This window comes from Klebsiella oxytoca NBRC 105695, from assembly GCF_001598695.1.
In the GTDB taxonomy this organism is placed as follows: Bacteria; Pseudomonadota; Gammaproteobacteria; order Enterobacterales; family Enterobacteriaceae; genus Klebsiella; species Klebsiella oxytoca.
In genome coordinates this window covers 167,489-184,555 of the sequence record NZ_BCZK01000002.1, presented here as the reverse complement: position 1 = coordinate 184,555, position 17,067 = coordinate 167,489, and the positions used below count along the sequence as shown (strand labels likewise).

The 17,067-nt window shown below is 57.3% G+C and carries 13 protein-coding genes; 5 read left to right on the top strand and 8 right to left on the bottom strand.

The window, feature by feature from the left end; translation table 11 throughout:
* Positions 1-15: 15 nt before the first annotated feature.
* Together KO1_RS04490 and KO1_RS04485 are read right to left on the bottom strand one after the other, a co-directional pair.
* Complete coding sequence (locus KO1_RS04490; RefSeq protein ID WP_004099408.1) at positions 16-561, bottom strand: antibiotic biosynthesis monooxygenase; 546 nt, start codon at positions 559-561, stop codon at positions 16-18.
* 184 nt (positions 562-745) lie between these two features.
* Positions 746-1,387: a hydrolase gene (locus KO1_RS04485; RefSeq protein WP_004099407.1), complete on the bottom strand. Its 642-nt coding sequence runs from the start codon at positions 1,385-1,387 to the stop codon at positions 746-748.
* 291 nt (positions 1,388-1,678) lie between these two features.
* On the opposite strand from KO1_RS04485, the gene KO1_RS04480 reads away from it, so the two are divergent.
* Positions 1,679-2,581, top strand: coding sequence for a LysR family transcriptional regulator (locus KO1_RS04480; RefSeq protein ID WP_004099406.1), 903 nt, complete (start codon positions 1,679-1,681; stop codon positions 2,579-2,581).
* On the opposite strand, the gene malZ is transcribed toward KO1_RS04480, so the two are convergent.
* From malZ to phoB, 5 genes are all read right to left on the bottom strand, one after another.
* Positions 2,578-4,395 (bottom strand): maltodextrin glucosidase, encoded by a 1,818-nt coding sequence (gene malZ / locus KO1_RS04475; RefSeq protein ID WP_064406844.1) that lies wholly within the window; start codon positions 4,393-4,395, stop codon positions 2,578-2,580. The two genes, KO1_RS04480 and malZ, sit on opposite strands and share 4 nt — an antisense overlap.
* A gap of 153 nt (positions 4,396-4,548) precedes the next feature.
* Positions 4,549-5,919: a proline-specific permease ProY gene (gene proY / locus KO1_RS04470; RefSeq protein ID WP_023320421.1), complete on the bottom strand. Its 1,371-nt coding sequence runs from the start codon at positions 5,917-5,919 to the stop codon at positions 4,549-4,551.
* Between the two features lie 123 nt (positions 5,920-6,042).
* Positions 6,043-7,362 (bottom strand): branched-chain amino acid transporter carrier protein BrnQ, encoded by a 1,320-nt coding sequence (brnQ, locus tag KO1_RS04465; protein WP_004099403.1) that lies wholly within the window; start codon positions 7,360-7,362, stop codon positions 6,043-6,045.
* 418 nt (positions 7,363-7,780) lie between these two features.
* A complete protein-coding gene (gene phoR / locus KO1_RS04460; RefSeq protein WP_016808643.1) occupies positions 7,781-9,070 on the bottom strand; it encodes a phosphate regulon sensor histidine kinase PhoR in 1,290 nt (429 codons plus the stop codon).
* A gap of 21 nt (positions 9,071-9,091) precedes the next feature.
* A complete protein-coding gene (phoB, locus tag KO1_RS04455) occupies positions 9,092-9,781 on the bottom strand; it encodes a phosphate response regulator transcription factor PhoB (protein ID WP_004099401.1) in 690 nt (229 codons plus the stop codon).
* 304 nt (positions 9,782-10,085) lie between these two features.
* Here phoB and sbcD point away from each other — a divergent pair, with 304 nt between their 5' ends.
* From sbcD to KO1_RS04440, 3 genes are all read left to right on the top strand, one after another.
* Complete coding sequence (gene sbcD, locus KO1_RS04450) at positions 10,086-11,288, top strand: exonuclease subunit SbcD (protein ID WP_017146527.1); 1,203 nt, start codon at positions 10,086-10,088, stop codon at positions 11,286-11,288.
* The gene (gene sbcC / locus KO1_RS04445) at positions 11,285-14,419 is read left to right on the top strand and encodes an exonuclease subunit SbcC (RefSeq protein WP_049095920.1); all 3,135 of its coding nucleotides are present in this window, start codon (positions 11,285-11,287) and stop codon (positions 14,417-14,419) included. Before sbcD ends, sbcC begins: the two co-directional genes overlap by 4 nt.
* A gap of 287 nt (positions 14,420-14,706) precedes the next feature.
* Positions 14,707-15,069: a TIR domain-containing protein gene (locus KO1_RS04440; RefSeq protein WP_004110968.1), complete on the top strand. Its 363-nt coding sequence runs from the start codon at positions 14,707-14,709 to the stop codon at positions 15,067-15,069.
* Between the two features lie 48 nt (positions 15,070-15,117).
* Here the strand turns inward: KO1_RS04440 and mak are convergent, their stop codons facing one another.
* Entirely contained in the window at positions 15,118-16,023 is a 906-nt protein-coding gene (mak, locus tag KO1_RS04435) for a fructokinase (protein ID WP_016808638.1), read from the bottom strand.
* 90 nt (positions 16,024-16,113) lie between these two features.
* On the opposite strand from mak, the gene rdgC reads away from it, so the two are divergent.
* On the top strand, positions 16,114-17,025 hold the full coding sequence (gene rdgC, locus KO1_RS04430; RefSeq protein WP_004099396.1) for a recombination-associated protein RdgC: 912 nt from the start codon (positions 16,114-16,116) through the stop codon (positions 17,023-17,025).
* Positions 17,026-17,067: the final 42 nt, after the last annotated feature.

The following is a 17,067-nucleotide window of genomic DNA, read 5'->3' as shown; positions in this document are numbered from 1 at the left end:
CTTCAGGAGGCTGGCTCAGTTTTTCTTTAACCAGCCAGCAAACAGACGGGTCACGATGGGCATCCAGAACCAGACCACCAGCGCGACCACACAGGCATCATTGATGAGGTGCAGCAGCAGGCTTCCCTTCAGCGAGGGCAACAGCATTCCGGTTATCGACGGCACCAGGTTAGTACTGGGGAAAATCACCAGCAGGGTGATTAAAAATTGCTTCCAGCGTCGCGGCTGGCGCACATTCGCCGCAGGCGGCGTAAACCAGAAGGCCGGTTCAGTCCGGACTTCGGTACGATCGCCTTCGCTCAGCAGCGGTGCGATTTCCGCCACCAGTTCGCGCCGGGTTTCCGACTGGGTCCAGGCGTAAAGATGCTCAATGGTGTCGAAGCGAATGATAATGCTCCATAAATTCTGCCCGGGAGCCGGGCGAATCACGTTTGCGCCAAGATGACCGGGAAATTCAGCCGCAATCGGCATAATTTTGCCCAGCCACGCTTCATACCGTTGGCCATGCTCCGGGTCGAGCACATGACTGATAACCAGGGTCACCGATTTCTGCTGCGCCATTAAGAGTTCCTTGCTTCAGGGGAATGGCGGGATATCCCCGCCATTAGCCATAAACAACAATGCACAAAATCGTTCATGCTGCCTCGAGGCGGCAAGGTTGTTCGTCCCCGGGAGCTGACATGAGTCAGTGACCGGGGCGGGCAAACGAAGCCAACAAAGAGGCAGCTTGAAGGATGAAGTGTATTTAAGCTTTACGCTCTGGCGCGCCATGCACCATCGTATAAGCGTAATCCACGCCCATGCCGTAAGCGCCGCTATGCTCGCGCACCAGATCCATCACCGCGTCATAGGTCTCTTTACGCGACCAGTCGCGCTGGTACTCAAGCAGCACCTGCTGCCAGGTCACCGGCACCGCACCGGCCTGCACCATACGGTCAATGGAGCGTTCGTGGGCATCAACCGAGGTGCCGCCGGAGGTATCGGTCACCACGTAAACTTCATAGCCCGCATCCAGCGCCATCAGCGCCGGGAACGTCAGGCAGACTTCAGTCCACAGAGCAGAAATAATCAGTTTCTTGCGTCCGGTCGCCTTTACCGCTTCAACAAAAGCCGCGTCTTCCCAGGAGTTCATCGAGGTACGTTCAATGGGTTTCACATCAGGATGTACGGCCAGCAATTCCGGCCAGATATAGCCGCTGAAGCTTTTGGTTTCGACGGAAGTATAAATTACCGGGACATTAAAAATTTTGCCTGCTTTGGCTAAAGCAACCGTATTATTTTTCAGGGTCTGGCGGTCAATATTTGCCACACCAAAAGCCATTTGTGGCTGGTGGTCAATAAAAATAAGCGCCGAGTTAGAGGGATCGATCAGTTCACGAATAGACATAACATATCCTGTTAATCAATGAGTTAAAAAGATACTACCGTTGCCGTTGAGCTGTCTGGATCCTGACTGATAAAGCATGGTGAGTATAGTCAGTAATTTCTAACGAGTTATTAAAGATTTTTTTCTAATTTATTTCCAAAGCGAAAAGTTATGGCGATTAGATTAACCATTACAAAACGAGCAAAATTATGTTTATCAAATTTTTACGGTTAACCGTTCTAAATTATTCACTGGAATTGAACAGGGCGCTCCGGTAAAACGGAGGCACTCATTTTTACCGGAATCTGACGCATGCGCCTGAATCTTGATGTCCTGTTAATTCTCGACGCGCTGGACAAACATGGCTCTTTTGCCACCGCCGCCGAATCGCTATTTAAGACCCCAGCTGCGCTGAGCTACATGATCCAAAAGCTGGAAAACGATCTGAATATCACTCTGCTGGATCGCTCCGGCCACCGGGCTAAATTTACCGATACGGGCAGAATGATGCTGGAGAAGGGTCGATTGCTGCTGAATGCCGCTAAGGATCTGGAAAAGCAGGCAGTGCAGCTCAGCGCCGGTTGGGAGCGGGATCTGGCTATCGCGCTGGATGACTCTTTCCCGTTTAGCGCGCTGCTGCCGCTGATCGATGCTTTCTACGCCCAGCACCCGCAAACCCGGCTTAACTTTACCCACCATACCCTCGCGGGCTCGTGGGAAGAGCTCACCCACAACGGCGCGGATATTATTCTTGGGGCGATCAATGAACCGCCAACCTCCGCCGAGTGGTCGTGGAAAATGCTCGGCGCCATGGACAATATTTTCGTCATCGCGCCGGGGCACCCGCTGGCGCAAACGACCCAACCGCTGACCAACAAGCAGCTCAGCCTGCACCGCGCGGTCGTGATCAGCGACAGCGCCCGCTACTGTCATCCGCTCAACAGCAACCTGCTCGACGAACAGCCGCAAATCCGCGTGGATGATTTCGCCAGTAAAGTTGAACTCTTGCGCGCCGGGCTGGGCTGCGGCTTTTTACCGCGCCATATTGCCCGGCGGTGGCTGGAAAGCGGCGAGCTGGTCGAAAAGGCCGTCATCTCGTGCCGCGAGAAAGATATCACCTATATGGCCTGGCGCAGCGGTAATGACGGACTGGCCCAGCGCTGGTGGCGCGAGGCCATTTTGCAGAGCGAGAGCCTGAGCCAGCTCTATGACTAACGGCTAAACCACACGCTGGCGGAGATCGCTGGCAGCGTCAGCACGCTCTCGTGCAGATCACCGGCGCCCTCTTTCAACTGCCAGCCGTTGACGTCGAGCAGCGGCGAATCCTCCACCACCACCTCGCAGGCTTCGCCGCGGTTAATCGCCACCAGCACGCGCTGTTGCTTATAGACTCGCACGAACACCACCACGTTCTCTTCGGCATAGATCACCTGACAGCCGCCGTAGCGTAGCGCCTGATTAGCCTTACGCAGTTTGCTCATGCGCTTGTACAGGTCGAGCAGTTCGCCATCCTGCAAAGCCGGATCCCACGGGAAGGGTTTACGGCAGAACGGATCGTTATTGCCATCCACGCCCACTTCATCGCCGTAGTAGATGCACGGTACCCCAGGCCAGCTGAACAGCCACACCACCGCCAACGGCAGACGCGCAACATCTTTACCCAACAGAGACTTAAAGCGCGCGGTATCGTGGCTATCAAGCTGGTTGAACATCCGCAGCTGCTGCTGATGCGACAGTCCGGCACGATAGTTGTCCATCCACGCCATGCAGGTTTGCGCATCGATTTTCTGCGGGTCGTAGGAGATATCGGTATTGGCGAGAAAGCCCCATAGCGGGAAGGTAAAGCCGCGGTAGTTCATCGCCGAGTCTTCTACGTCGGCCTGTAGCCACTGGCGCGCGTCGCCGAAATGCTCCCCGAACACGAAGGCTTCCGGCCGCTCCTGCTTCGCTGCCTGGGTAATGCCGGCGATATGGCGCAGGTTATTACGCGCCCCGCCGTCTTCACCGAGCATATGCACGACATCCAGCCGCCAGCCGTCCATGCTCCACGGCGCTTTCAGCCAGTGGCGCACCACGCTATCTTCTCCACCATAGATCTCATCGATCAGCGTCGCCGACCGGTAGTCGAGCTTAGGCAGACTGGCGTATCCCAGCCAATCGTGGGCAATGCCCTCGGGAGAAAAATTATACCAGTCGCGCCACGGCGAATCGGCGTTGTGGCAGGCGCCGCCGCTACCGCGCTGATGGCGGTCGAACCAGGCATGCGAATCGCCGCTGTGGTTGAACACGCCGTCAAGGATCAGGCGCATCCCCTCTTTTTGCGTGTTGTGACGCAGGCGCAGCAGCGCCGCATCGCCGCCAAACTGCGGGTCAACGCGACGGTAATCCTCGGTATCGTATTTATGTACGCTGGGAGCGACAAATACCGGGTTCAGATAAAGCGCCGTGACGCCAAGCTGCTTCAGGTACGGCAGTTTTTCGCTGATCCCATCGAGATCGCCGCCGTAGAAGGTAGAGCCGCCCGCCTCGCCGGTTAGCGGCTCATCCCACGCCTTGCGCACAATATCGTGACCGGCGGCATGGTGGTAATAAACGTTATCCTGCCCGGCGTCGCGTGACTGGCTGCGGGCGAAGCGGTCAGGGAAGATTTGGTAAAACACCTGATCGGCCACCCACTGCGGCCCGCTGTCCGGCATATCAACCGCAAACTGCTCCAGCCGCGCCGGCGGAAAGCGATTGAACCCCTGCGGAGTGAACCACAGCTGGCGGTCGGCCCACAGCAGCTTGAAGCTGTAGCGGCGACGCGGTAGCCCGTTGACGAGGCTGATTTCCCCGCGCCACGCCACCACGCCCGGATGCGGTTCCTGCCGCAGGCGGCGCATCGGCAGCGACAGCTCCTCGTTATCTTCTTCCGCGCGTAGCGTGACCCGCGGCGGCAGATCCTCGCCGCTTAACCATAGCGTGATAATCAGTCGTTCCGGCTGCTCCTTAATAAACGGAGCAACCGGGAGGTGCCATGCCTTCAACATCATTATTCCTCTCTTTGCAGAATGGGCACACCTTGCCATAGCGTACTGGCGTATGACTCATCGTCGGCAGAATTATTGGGGGAGGATGGCGGGGGTGGAGGAACGGCTTGCCGGATAGCCCGTGCGTATCCGGCAAGTAGAGAACAAAAAGGACTAGGCTTTCGCCAGCTTACGCTCGCGGCGAGTTTTAAACTGCCAGCCAATCAGTAACAGAATAATCCACGCAAAGCCCACGTACAGCGAGATGCGGGTGTCAGGATGGTAGCCAATCAGACCGATAATAAAGACCAGGAATAGCAGGCCAATCACCGTGGTCGTTACTCCACCTGGCACCTTAAACTTCAGCGCCTTCGCCTCTTCCGGCGGCAGACGGCGACGGAAGGCGATCTGCGACAGCAGGATCATAATCCACACCCAGACGGTGGCGAATGTCGCCAGAGAGGCGATCACCAGAAAGACGTTCTCCGGCATAATGTAGTTAAGGTAAACGGCGAACAGCAGCGCGATAGTCATTACCATCACGGTTACCCACGGCACCCCGCGACGGGACGTTTTGGTAAACATCTTCGGCGCGCTGCCCTGCTCCGCCATACCGTGCAGCATACGCCCCACGCCAAAGACATCGGAATTAATCGCCGACAGCGAAGCGGTCAGCACCACAAAGTTCAGGATGCTGGCGGCAAAGGTAATACCCAGATGCTGGAAGGTCAGAACGAAAGGACTGCCGTTGGTTCCGACCTGGTTCCACGGATAGATAGACATAATCACGAATAGCGTACCGACGTAAAACACGAGGATACGCATCGGCACCGAGTTAATGGCGCGCGGAATGGATTTCTCCGGATCTTTCGCTTCACCGGCGGTGATGCCGATGATTTCAATCCCACCGTAGGCGAACATCACCATCTGCAGCGACATCACCATCCCCAGCCAGCCGTTGCTGAAGAAGCCGCCGTTGCTCCACAGGTTGTGGATACCCGTCGGCTGCCCGCCGTTGCCGATCCCCCAGATAATGATGCCGAAACCGGCGAGGATCATGATGATAATAGTGGCGACTTTGAAGAAGGAGAACCAAAACTCCAGCTCGCCGAAGACCTTGACGCTCATCAGGTTGACGGCGCAGATAATCAGCACCACGCTGAGTACCCAGATCCAGTGCGGCACCGCCGGGAACCAGACCCCCATATAGATGCCGAAGGCCGTGACGTCGGCTATGGCGACAATCAGGATTTCAAAACAGTAGGTCCAGCCGGTGATATAGCCCGCCAGCGGGCCAAGGTAATCCTGGGCATAGCGCGAGAACGAACTGGCGGCCGGGTTGTGTACCGACATTTCGCCCAGCGCGCGCATAATAATGTAGGCCGCGACGCCGCCGATAATATAAGCCAACAGAACGCTCGGCCCCGCCATTTTAATCGCGTCAGCCGAACCATAGAAAAGGCCGGTACCGATTGCCGACCCCAGCGCCATAAAACGAATATGCCGGGTACTTAGCCCGCGCTTAAGCTTGTTACTACTTTCCATCATGTTCCATGCCGTTTTTCTCCTCTGGCCTTCGCGGGGGCAAAGCACCGGGGAGGATGACCAAAAAAACAAAAAACCACGGGACCTGAAGTCCCGTGGTTAAACACCTATGTAAAGCGTCGGTTAGTGCGCGCTGGAGGCCACCTGACGCCCTGCTGCGCGATCCCAGATAACGGCCAGAATCACCATCACGGCGGTTGGCATCAGCCACGCCAGCCCTTGCTCCGCCAGCGGCAGGCGCGCGGTCCAGGATGGCAAAATCTCTGCAAACGCCGACGCTTTAATGCCGTCAATGATACCAAACATCAGGCTGATAAACATTGCCGGGGCAATAACGCGGGACGAATTATGCCACCAACTACGGGTAAAGCTTAATACCACGAGTGCGATACACGGCGGATAGATAGCCGTCAGCACCGGAATCGAAATCTGAATCAGGTGGCTCAGGCCAAGGTTGGAAACCGCCATCGAAAACAGGCCAAGGATAAAGACCAGCGTACGATAGGAGAACGGCAGATACTGGGCAAAAAACTCCGCACAGGCGCAGGTCAGGCCTACCGCCGTCACCAGGCAAGCGATGAAGATCAGCGCTGCCAGCAGGAAGCTCCCCGCGCCGCCGAAGGTGTGCTGGACATAAGCGTGCAGAATCGCCGCGCCGTTAGCGGACTGCTCCACCAGCGTGCCGCTATCGGAACCTAAACGGAACAACGCCAGATACAGCAACGTCAGGCCCACGCCGGCCATCAGGCCAGCCCAGACGGTGTAACGGGTCAGCAGGCGGGCTTCGGTCACGCCGCGAGAACGCGCCGCGTTGACAATCACGATCCCAAAGACCATCGCCCCAAGGGTGTCCATGGTCAGATAGCCGTTGACGAAGCCGTTGGAGAATGGCGCGGTACGGTAGGCTTCCATCGCGTGGCTCAGCGGACCGGCTGGCCAGACGATCGCCGCAACGGCGAGAATAATCAGAGCGATGATTTTCAACGGCGCGAGGAAATTCCCGACGGTGTCCAGCAGCTTGCCCGGATAGAGCGAAACGAGGATCACCAGGGCAAAATAGATAACGCTGTAAATCAGCAGCGGCAGCGGGCCGTCGCCGGTCAGCGGAGCAATCCCCACTTCAAAAGAGACGGTGGCGGTACGCGGAGTCGCAAACAGCGGCCCAACGGCAAGGTAGCAGACCACCGCCAGCAGGATACCGGCAACTTTACCAATCGGCGTGCTCAGGCTCTCTACGCCGCCGCCGACTTTCGCCAGCGCCACAACCGTTAGCACCGGCAGACCCACGGCGGTAATCAGAAAGCCAATAGCCGCGGTCCAGACGTGTTCGCCGGCCTGTAAGCCAACCATCGGAGGAAAGATAATATTGCCTGCGCCGACGAACAGCGCGAAGGTCATAAAGCCCAACGCAATGATGTCGCGAGATTTTAACTGATGGGTCATAAATTCATTACAGCCTGTGGATGTGGTGTTGTAAAAACGGATAAATACCGCGCCTTTCCCCTGGGGATGATACAGCGGCCATTGTCAGTAAACTCAGCGGGATATGCTCCCAAAGCGGCGTGGAAAAGAATTGTTTTTTGAATTACCACGCAAAAACAGTCTGTCTGCGACCGTAGGGGGGCAATTTAAACGCTTATAACGTTTTAAAGCAAGGAGGGATCGCAAAAGCAGATGATTATGCTGACTCTATTTTAATGCGTAGAATTATTTACCTGATGGATGGAAAACATCTGGCTTATCATGCGAACAAAAAAGCAGCTAACGTTCGTTAATTACTCAACTTCGATTTTACTGCAAACGAAAATGACCAGCCGAAGCTGGTCATTGGCAAGTTATGCTGACACCCACATGCAGGCGTTCAATTTTTGGCAATTAAACGTTCCGGTAGCAGGAAGCTAAAGCGGGTGCCTTTACCCAGCGTACTCTCAATTTCGAGGCGGCTATCGTGATGGCTGACCGCATGTTTGACAATCGCCAGCCCCAGACCGCTGCCGCCGGTCTGTCTCGAGCGCGCTTTATCCACCCGATAGAAACGCTCGGTCAGGCGCGGAATATGTTCCGGCGCGATGCCCGGCCCGTTATCTTCGACGCTGAACAATGCCCCGTGCGGCGCTCGCTGCCAGCTCACGGTAATATCCGTTCCCGGCGGCGTATGATTGACCGCGTTATACACCAGGTTGGAAATCGCGCTGCGCAACTGTTCTTCATTACCCAGCACTTTCAGCGATTCATCAACCGAAAAATGCAGCGCATGCTTCTGCTGGCTTAGCGTTTGCGCTTCGCGCTCAACGACCCGCAGCATCATCGGCACATCGATTTTATCGTTCATCGCCAGGACCGGCGCGGCTTCGATTCGCGACAGCGTCAGCAATTGTTTCACCAGGCCTTCCATTCGCTGAGTTTGCTCGCGCATGGTGTGCAACGCTTTTTCGCGCGTCCCCCCTTCCAGCACCTGCTCCTGCATCATCTCCAGATACCCCTGCAGCACCGTCAGCGGCGTACGCAGCTCATGGCTGACGTTAGCGAAAAAGTTTCTCCGCGCCCCTTCCAGCTGGTGCATCTGCGTAACATCGCGCGCAACCATCAGCAGCTGTTTATCGCTGTAGGGCATCACGCGAATCTCCAGATGGCGACCGTTATTCAGTACCAGGTTGAGCGGTTTAGAAAAATCCCTGTATTTCAGGTAATTGGCAAATTCAGGATAGCGCAAGAGGTTAAGGATGTTCTGCCCGTTATCGTCAGGCCAGCGCAGATTCAGGATCTGCTGCGCCAGGCCGTTACACCAGAACATCGCGCCTTCTTCGGTGGTCAGCACTACCGCATCCGGCAGAGACTCCGCCCCGCTGCGAAAGCGCTTAATCAGGTTGCCCAGCTCACGGCGACGCTTTTTATTACGCATCTGCATTTGATGCAGTCCGTACAGCAGCGGCTCCCAGCTGCCGCTACCCGGCGGAGGCGTCATGCTGCGGTCAACCCACAGCCACCATGACAGGCGCATCAGATTCCAGAAATGCCAGATAAGAAGACCGGTCACTGCCGCCAATAAAAACCACGGCAGATGACCTAAAAACGCCCCGAGGATCAGGGCCGGGATACAACACAAGAAAAGCTCAAGCGCCAGCCTTTTCCATGACAGCCGTTCCAGCACGGTTCACACTCCTGTCAACATTCAGAATCGGGCGGAGAAACGATATCCCGTACCGCGAACCGTTTGTACCATCCGGTCATGGCCGCTATGTTCCAGCGCTTTGCGCAGACGGCGAATATGCACGTCTACCGTTCTGTCTTCGACATAAACGTTGGTTCCCCAGACGTGATTCAGCAGCTGTTCGCGGCTATAAACCCGTTCCGGGTGGGTCATAAAGAAGTGTAATAATTTAAACTCCGTCGGCCCCATATCCAGCGGATTTTCACCGGTCATGACCCGATGCGAAGAGGGGTCGAGGCTCAGCCCCTGCATTTCAATCACCTCTTCCACCGCCATCGGCGAAATGCGCCGCATCACGGCTTTAATTCGCGCCACCAGCTCTTTCGGGGAAAACGGCTTAGTGATGTAGTCATCGGCGCCGGTCTCCAGACCGCGGACGCGATCTTCCTCTTCGCCGCGGGCGGTGAGCATCACCACGGGAATATCGCGGGTCATCGCTTCACGCTTGAGCTGTTTAATAAACTGCAGACCCGACCCACCCGGCAGCATCCAGTCGAGGAGGATCAAATCCGGCCAGGGTTCATTGAGCTGATTAACCGCGCTGTCAAAATCTTCCGCCTCGACGGGCTGAAAGCCGTTTTGCTCCAGAACAAAGCAAACCATCTCGCGGATTGGAGCTTCATCTTCAACGACCAGAATTCTTCTCGCCATTATTTACCCTGTATTTTTTAGCCATCAGTATAGAAGTGCGCGGCCATTATGCGTCAGATTTATGACAGATTTATGAAAAAAATGACCGCCGGATGAACGCGGATTTCGAATTGTGACACGGACTTATCGCGCCTGAGAGCAGTCTTATCCCCGTAATAATTCGGCTTGCTTAAAGGCAGCAAGGGCGTAAGTCCCAAAAAAGAGATAACGATGCGACTGGGTGGGCGCGGGTAGCCAACGCATAAGCAACTTGAAGGATGACGGGTATATAATGCCGCTTTCGCTTTTACGCTATGGAACAACTATGCGCATCCTTCATACCTCTGACTGGCATCTTGGGCAAAATTTTTACAGCAAAAGTCGCGCCGCCGAACATCAGGCGTTTCTCGACTGGCTGCTGGCCAGCGCGCAGGAACATGACGTCGATGCCATTATTGTCGCGGGCGATATTTTTGATACCGGCTCCCCGCCGAGCTACGCGCGCGAGCTGTATAACCGGTTTGTCGTTCAGCTGCAGCAAACCGGCTGTCGGCTAGTGGTGCTGGCGGGCAACCATGATTCGGTCGCCACCCTCAACGAGTCGCGAGACATTCTTGCGTTCCTGAAAACCACGGTCGTGGCCAATGCCGGCCACGCCCCCTTTATTCTGCCACTGCGCGACGGTTCGCCGGGGGCGATTTTTTGCCCGGTGCCGTTCCTGCGCCCGCGTGAACTGGTAACCAGCCAGGCCGGGCACTCCAGCGGCGAAAAGCAGCAGCAGCTCCTGAGCGCCATCAGCGACTATTACCAGCAGCAGTACCAGCAGGCCTGCGAACTGCGCGGCGACCGGGCGCTACCGATTATCGCCAGCGGCCATTTAACCACCGTCGGCGCCAGCAAAAGCGACGCGGTGCGCGAAATCTATATCGGTACGCTGGACGCCTTTCCGGCGAGCCGTTTTCCGCCTGCCGACTATATTGCGCTCGGCCATATTCACCGTGCGCAGGTGGTGGGCGGCTGCGAGCATATCCGCTACAGCGGCTCCCCCATCCCGCTGAGCTTTGATGAAACAGGGAAAAATAAAAGCGTCAATCTGGTCACTTTTACCCACGGGCGTCTGGCGGATGTCACGCCGCTTATCGTTCCCGTCACCCAGCCGCTGGCGGTGCTAAAGGGCGATTTCGCCAGCATTAGCGAGCAGCTAAACCAATGGCAGGATAGCGCCCTGCAGCCCGCAGTGTGGCTGGATATCGAAATCACCAGCGACGAATATATGCATGATATCCAGCGTAAAATTCAGGCGCAGACCGAAACGCTGCCGGTGGAAGTCCTGCTGGTGCGCCGCAGTCGCGCCCAGCGCAACCGCATTCTGGCCGGCGCTCAGCGAGAGACCCTCAGCGAACTGCAGGTGGAGGATGTCTTCGCCCGCCGTCTGGCGCTGGAAACGCTGGAAGCCGCGCAGCAGCAGCGCCTGGAACAGCTTTTTAATGAAACGCTGCATAGCCTGAACGGTGAGGATCGCCTGTGAAAATACTCAGCTTACGCCTGAAAAACCTCAATTCACTGAAAGGTGAATGGAAAATTGATTTCACCGCTGAGCCGTTCGCCAGCAACGGTCTGTTCGCGATTACCGGGCCGACCGGCGCCGGAAAAACCACGCTGCTGGATGCTATCTGCCTCGCGCTCTATCACGAAACCCCGCGCCTGAGCAGCGTGTCGCAATCACAAAACGATCTGATGACTCGCGACACCGCCGAATGTCTGGCGGAAGTGGAGTTCGAAGTCAAAGGCATCGCCTATCGCGCCTTCTGGAGTCAGAACCGGGCGCGAAACCAGCCGGACGGCAACCTGCAGGTGCCGCGCGTCGAGCTGGCGCGCTGCGAGGATGGCAAAATCCTCGCCGATAAGATCAAAGACAAGCTGGAAATGACCGCCTCGCTCACCGGCCTGGACTATGGCCGCTTCACCCGCTCGATGCTGCTATCGCAGGGGCAGTTCGCCGCCTTCCTGAATGCTAAACCGAAAGAGCGCGCCGAGCTGCTGGAAGAGCTGACCGGTACCGAAATTTACGGCCAGATTTCCGCGCAGGTCTTTGAAAAGCATAAGCAGGCCCGCGTCGAGCTGGAGAAAATCCAGGCTCAGGCTTCCGGCGTCCTGCTGCTAAGCGACGACCAGCAGCAGGCGCTACAGCAAAGTTTGCAAGCGCTTACTGATGAAGAAAAACAGAAGGTTAGCGAACAAAGCCGTCTGCAAAATGCCCGTCAGTGGCTGGTACGCCGCGCAGAGCTGACAGCAGAAGATCTGCAGGCGCAGAGCGCGCTACGCGAAGCCCAATCTGCGCTGGAGCAGGCGCAGCCGCAGCTGACCGTGCTGCTGAATGCCCAGCCTGCAGAGCACTTACGTCCACAGTGGACGCGTCAGCAGGAACAAACCACCGCGCTGGCGCAAACCCGTCGCCTGAGAGAAGAAGTAAATACTCGCTTACATGAAAGGCTGCGACGGCGAGCGGGGATTCGCCTCGCCGCCCGCCAGCAGTCTGAACGCCTGCAGAGCCACCAGCAAACGCTCTCCGCATGGCTAAAAGAGCATGACCGTTTTCAGCGGTGGGGCAATGCGCTGGCGGGCTGGCGGGCGGCTTTCCAGCAGCAGACTCGCGATACCCAGCAGCAAGCCGCCCTGCAGCAACGTCTGGCGGAAACCCGTCGCAGACTGGCAGACCTGCCGCCCGCCGGGCTGACGCTGGATGCCGAACAGGTCAGCGCCGGGCTGGCGCAGCACGCCGCGGCTCGCGCTCTGCGCCAGCAGCTCTCAGCGCTACATAGTCAACTGCAGCCTCTGGGCCAGCGCCTGATGCAGCTCAACGCCGCCGGGCAGGCCACCAGGCAGGAGCAGGAAAAACTGGAAGCGATGCTGGCTCAGCGCCGTCAGGCTTATAAAGAGAAGAATCAGCAGCTGAGCGATGTGAAAGCCCTGTGCGAAATGGAAGCGCGCATTGCCGGTCTTGAGGCCGAGCGTGCTCGCCTGCAGCCCGGTACCCCATGTCCGCTCTGCGGTTCCGCGCAGCATCCGGCCGTCGCCGAATATCAGGCGCTGGTTCCCGGCGTTAATCAGGCGCGGCGCGATGCGCTGGAGCGCGAAGTTAAACAGCTGGCGGAGGCTGGCGCCCTGGTGCGCGGCGAGCTGGACGCCCTGATTAAGCACCAGCAAAAAGAGGCGGCTGAGAAAGCATCGCTTCTGCAGCAGGAGCAAGCGCTTACATCACGCTGGCAGGAGACGATCGGCGGATTAAATATCGACCTGACGCCAAAGGATGATATTCCGGGCTGGATAAATGCGCAGCAGGAGCATGAACAGCGGCTCTATCAGCATCAGCAGCGTCTGGCCTGGCAGGCTCAGCAGCAGGAGTGCCAGCAGCAGCTTCAGCAGCTACAGCAGGAACAAGAGCAGCGCAGCGCCGCGCTGGCGGCCGAACTGAGCGCCTTTAGCCTGAGCCTACCGGCTGCAGAGCAGACCGCGAGCTGGCTGGCGCTGCGGGAAGAAGAGACCCACAGCTGGCAGGCCAAACAGAATGAACTGCTCGCCCTGCAGGAACAGCTCCAGCAGCTGACCCCGCTGCTGGAGGCCTTACCGGAAACGGACTTAGCGGCAGAACCCGCGCCGCTCGACGGCTGGCGTCAGGTGCACGATGACTGCCTCGCGCTCCAGAGCCAGTGGCAAACTCTGGGGCAGCAGGAGAGCCAGCAGCAGGTTCAGTTGAAAGAGAGCGAAGCGCAGTTCAGCGCAGCGCTGGCCGCCAGCCCCTTCGCGGACCGGCAGGCATTTCTCGCCGCGCTGCTTGATGAGGAAACGCGCCAGCGTCTCGAAAACCTGAAACAGACGCTGGAGAGCAGGCTACAGCAGAATCAGGCGCTGGCGCTACGGGCTCGCGAAGCGCTCGATAACCACAGCCGGCAGCCGCCGGCGGAAATGGACTTCAGCCAGTCTCTTGAGCAGGTGCAGGAACAGCTTCAGCAGCTAACGACGCTGCTGCGGGAAAACAGCGCCCGTCAGGGAGAGATTCGCCAGCAGTTGAAACAGAATGCAGAAAACCAGCAGCGTCAGCACGCTTTACGCCAGCAGATGGAGCGCACTGCGCAGGAAGTGGAAGACTGGGGATGGCTGAACTCGCTTATCGGCTCCAGGGAGGGCGATAAATTCCGTAAATTTGCCCAGGGCCTGACGCTGGATAATCTGGTGTGGCTGGCCAACCACCAGCTTAATCGCCTGCACGGTCGCTATCTGCTGCAACGTAAAGCCAGCGATGCCCTGGAGCTTGAAGTGGTCGACACCTGGCAAGCGGACGCGGTGCGCGACACCCGGACCCTCTCCGGCGGCGAGAGTTTCCTCGTAAGCCTCGCGCTGGCGCTGGCGCTCTCCGACCTGGTGAGCCATAAGACGCGGATAGACTCGTTGTTTCTTGATGAGGGCTTCGGCACGCTGGATAGCGAAACCCTCGATACCGCGCTGGATGCGCTGGACGCGCTCAACGCCAGCGGCAAGGTTATCGGCGTCATCAGCCACGTCGAGGCGATGAAAGAGCGCATTCCGGTGCAAATTAAAGTTAAAAAGATCAACGGGCTGGGCTATAGCCGCCTGGATAAAACCTTCGCCGTCGAGTAATGTTCTCCCTCCGCACCTGCCTTCAAGACCTCTCCCACGGGAGAGGTCGCTCCGTTGTCCGGGTCAGAAATTCACGATACATCTTGATATCGCACGAACGAGCATGATAAGTTCAATTAAATTGCTTTAATGATGAAAATCAGGCTAATTCATGCATGAAAACGCGTTTATTATCGTCATATCATCATTTCGTGCAAAAACGTGCATCGATAACTTTTCTGACGGGCGAACTGCGGCCTCCGGCAGCATCGTCCCATCCCCTCTGGCCCATTAAGAAGGTCTTAACCATGAAAAATTTACTAATTTTGATTGCCGGCCCGGTACGCAGCGGCACTCACAATCGCGCGGAACTAATCGACGCTAACCTGAACAATATGGCCCAGGTTGCGCTACGCGTTTATCAGAAAGGACATATCCCCGTGGTCGGCGAATGGCTGGCTCTCCCCATTGCCAAAGCCGCGGGCTCCACGGAAATTGGCGATGCGATTAGCGAGGAATATCTCTACCCCGTCGCTCACCGCTTAATTAGCCGCTGTGACGCTATTTTACGCCTGCCGGGCGAATCTCGCGGCGCGGATCTGGATATTGAGGAAGGCAAAAAAATGGGGCTGTCGATTTACTACAGCCTGGAGGAGATCCCGGACCGATAATCCGCAGGGTACCCGCTGCACCGTTCAGGCCGCGCAGCGGGTTGAAGATTACAGCGGCCACAGCCAGGCCGCGCCGCGCACGCCGCTGGAGTCCCCGTGCACCGCCCGGCGAATCGGCGTCTCGCATTCACCGCCGAATACCCATGGTTTTAGCAGATTCGGCACCGTTTGATAGAGACGATCAACGTTGCTCATTCCCCCGCCAAGCACAATGACGTCCGGATCGAGAATGTTGACCACGTGAGCCAACGACTTCGCCAGCCGCATCTCGTAGCGGCTCAGCGCCAGTTCCGCCACCGGATCCTGCTCGCTGACGCGCTGCATAATCTCGCTGCCCTTTAGCTGGTGGCCGCTTAACCGCTTGTAATCGATAGCAAAGCCGGTGCCGGAAATAAAGGTTTCGATACAGCCCTGTTTACCGCAGTAGCACGGTACTTCAGCGCGATAGCGCAGTTCATCCTCATCCATCCACGGCAGCGGATTGTGTCCCCACTCGCCCGCCGTGCCGTTGCCGCCAATATGGGCGCGTCCGTTAAGCGCCACGCCTGAACCGCAGCCGGTGCCAATGATCACCGCGAATACCGTTTGCGCCCCGGCCGCCGCGCCGTCGACCGCTTCCGACACCGCGAGGCAGTTGGCATCGTTGGCCAGACGCACTTCACGTTGCAGGCGCTGGCAAAGGTCTTTATCAAACGGCTGGCCGTTGAGCCACGTTGAGTTGGCATTTTTAACTACGCCGGTATAAGGCGAAATCGAACCGGGGATGCCGACGCCGACCGTGCCGCTCTGCCCGGTAGCCTGCTCGGCCATCTCGACCAGCGAGGCTATCGTCTCTATCGTCTGGCGATAATCCCCCCCTGGCGTAGGCAGGCGGTGGCGAAATAGCTGCTCTCCCTGGTCGCTCAGCGCGATGACTTCCGTTTTGGTCCCGCCTAAATCAATCCCAATGCGCACTGTGAATTCCTCTCCCGATTAACAATGCAAGCATAGCGACAATTCGCTATCATGCCCGCTGGATTTAACGACAAAGCCGTGGAAATTATCATGCTGTGGTTCAAAAATTTAATGGTTTATCGTCTCAGCCGCGACATTTCCCTGCGCGCCGAGGAGATGGAAAAACAGCTGGCCGAGCTGACATTTACCCCATGCGGCAGCCAGGATATGGCCAAAACCGGTTGGGTTCCGCCGATGGGCTCGCACAGTGATGCGCTGACCCATACGGCAAATGGCCAGATAGTTATCTGCGCGCGTAAAGAAGAGAAGATCCTGCCGTCTCCGGTGATCAAACAGGCGCTGGAAGCAAAGATCTTCAAGCTGGAAGCCGAACAGGGCCGTAAGCTGAAAAAAACGGAAAAAGATTCGCTGAAGGATGAAGTGCTTCATTCCCTGCTGCCGCGCGCCTTTAGCCGCTTCAGCCAGACCATGATGTGGATCGATACCGTCAACGGGTTGATCATGGTGGACTGCGCCAGCGCCAAAAAAGCGGAAGATACGCTGGCGCTGCTGCGTAAAACCCTGGGCTCGCTGCCGGTTGTTCCGCTGGCGCTGGAAACCCCGATCGAACTGACGCTGACCGAGTGGGTACGTTCCGGTACCGTGGCTCAGGGCTTCCAGCTGCTGGATGAAGCCGAGCTGAAAGCGATGCTGGAAGATGGCGGCGTGATCCGCGCGAAAAAACAGGATCTGGTCAGCGACGAGATCGCCGTGCACATTGAAGCCGGTAAGGTCGTCACCAAGCTGGCGCTCGACTGGCAGCAGCGCATTCAGTTCTTAATGTGCGATGATGGTTCGATTAAACGTCTGAAGTTCTGCGACGAGCTGCGGGACCAGAATGAAGATATCGACCGGGAAGATTTCGCTCAGCGCTTTGACGCGGACTTTATTCTGATGACCGGCGAACTGGCCGCGCTAATTCAGAATCTGGTAGAAGGGTTAGGCGGCGAAGCGCAGCGCTAATCGGGTAAATTCCTTCCTGCCTGCGCAGGAAGGAAACGAACG

Bases quoted from the DNA above. Each gene is read 5' to 3' on its own strand.
- KO1_RS04490 (WP_004099408.1), bottom strand. From the start codon at position 561: ATGGCGCAGCAGAAATCGGTGACCCTGGTTATCAGTCATGTGCTCGAC.
- KO1_RS04485 (WP_004099407.1), bottom strand. From the start codon at position 1,387: ATGTCTATTCGTGAACTGATCGATCCCTCTAACTCGGCGCTTATTTTT.
- KO1_RS04480 (WP_004099406.1), top strand. From the start codon at position 1,679: ATGCGCCTGAATCTTGATGTCCTGTTAATTCTCGACGCGCTGGACAAA.
- malZ (WP_064406844.1), bottom strand. From the start codon at position 4,395: ATGTTGAAGGCATGGCACCTCCCGGTTGCTCCGTTTATTAAGGAGCAG.
- proY (WP_023320421.1), bottom strand. From the start codon at position 5,919: ATGGAAAGTAGTAACAAGCTTAAGCGCGGGCTAAGTACCCGGCATATT.
- brnQ (WP_004099403.1), bottom strand. From the start codon at position 7,362: ATGACCCATCAGTTAAAATCTCGCGACATCATTGCGTTGGGCTTTATG.
- phoB (WP_004099401.1), bottom strand. From the start codon at position 9,781: ATGGCGAGAAGAATTCTGGTCGTTGAAGATGAAGCTCCAATCCGCGAG.
- sbcD (WP_017146527.1), top strand. From the start codon at position 10,086: ATGCGCATCCTTCATACCTCTGACTGGCATCTTGGGCAAAATTTTTAC.
- KO1_RS04440 (WP_004110968.1), top strand. From the start codon at position 14,707: ATGAAAAATTTACTAATTTTGATTGCCGGCCCGGTACGCAGCGGCACT.
- rdgC (WP_004099396.1), top strand. From the start codon at position 16,114: ATGCTGTGGTTCAAAAATTTAATGGTTTATCGTCTCAGCCGCGACATT.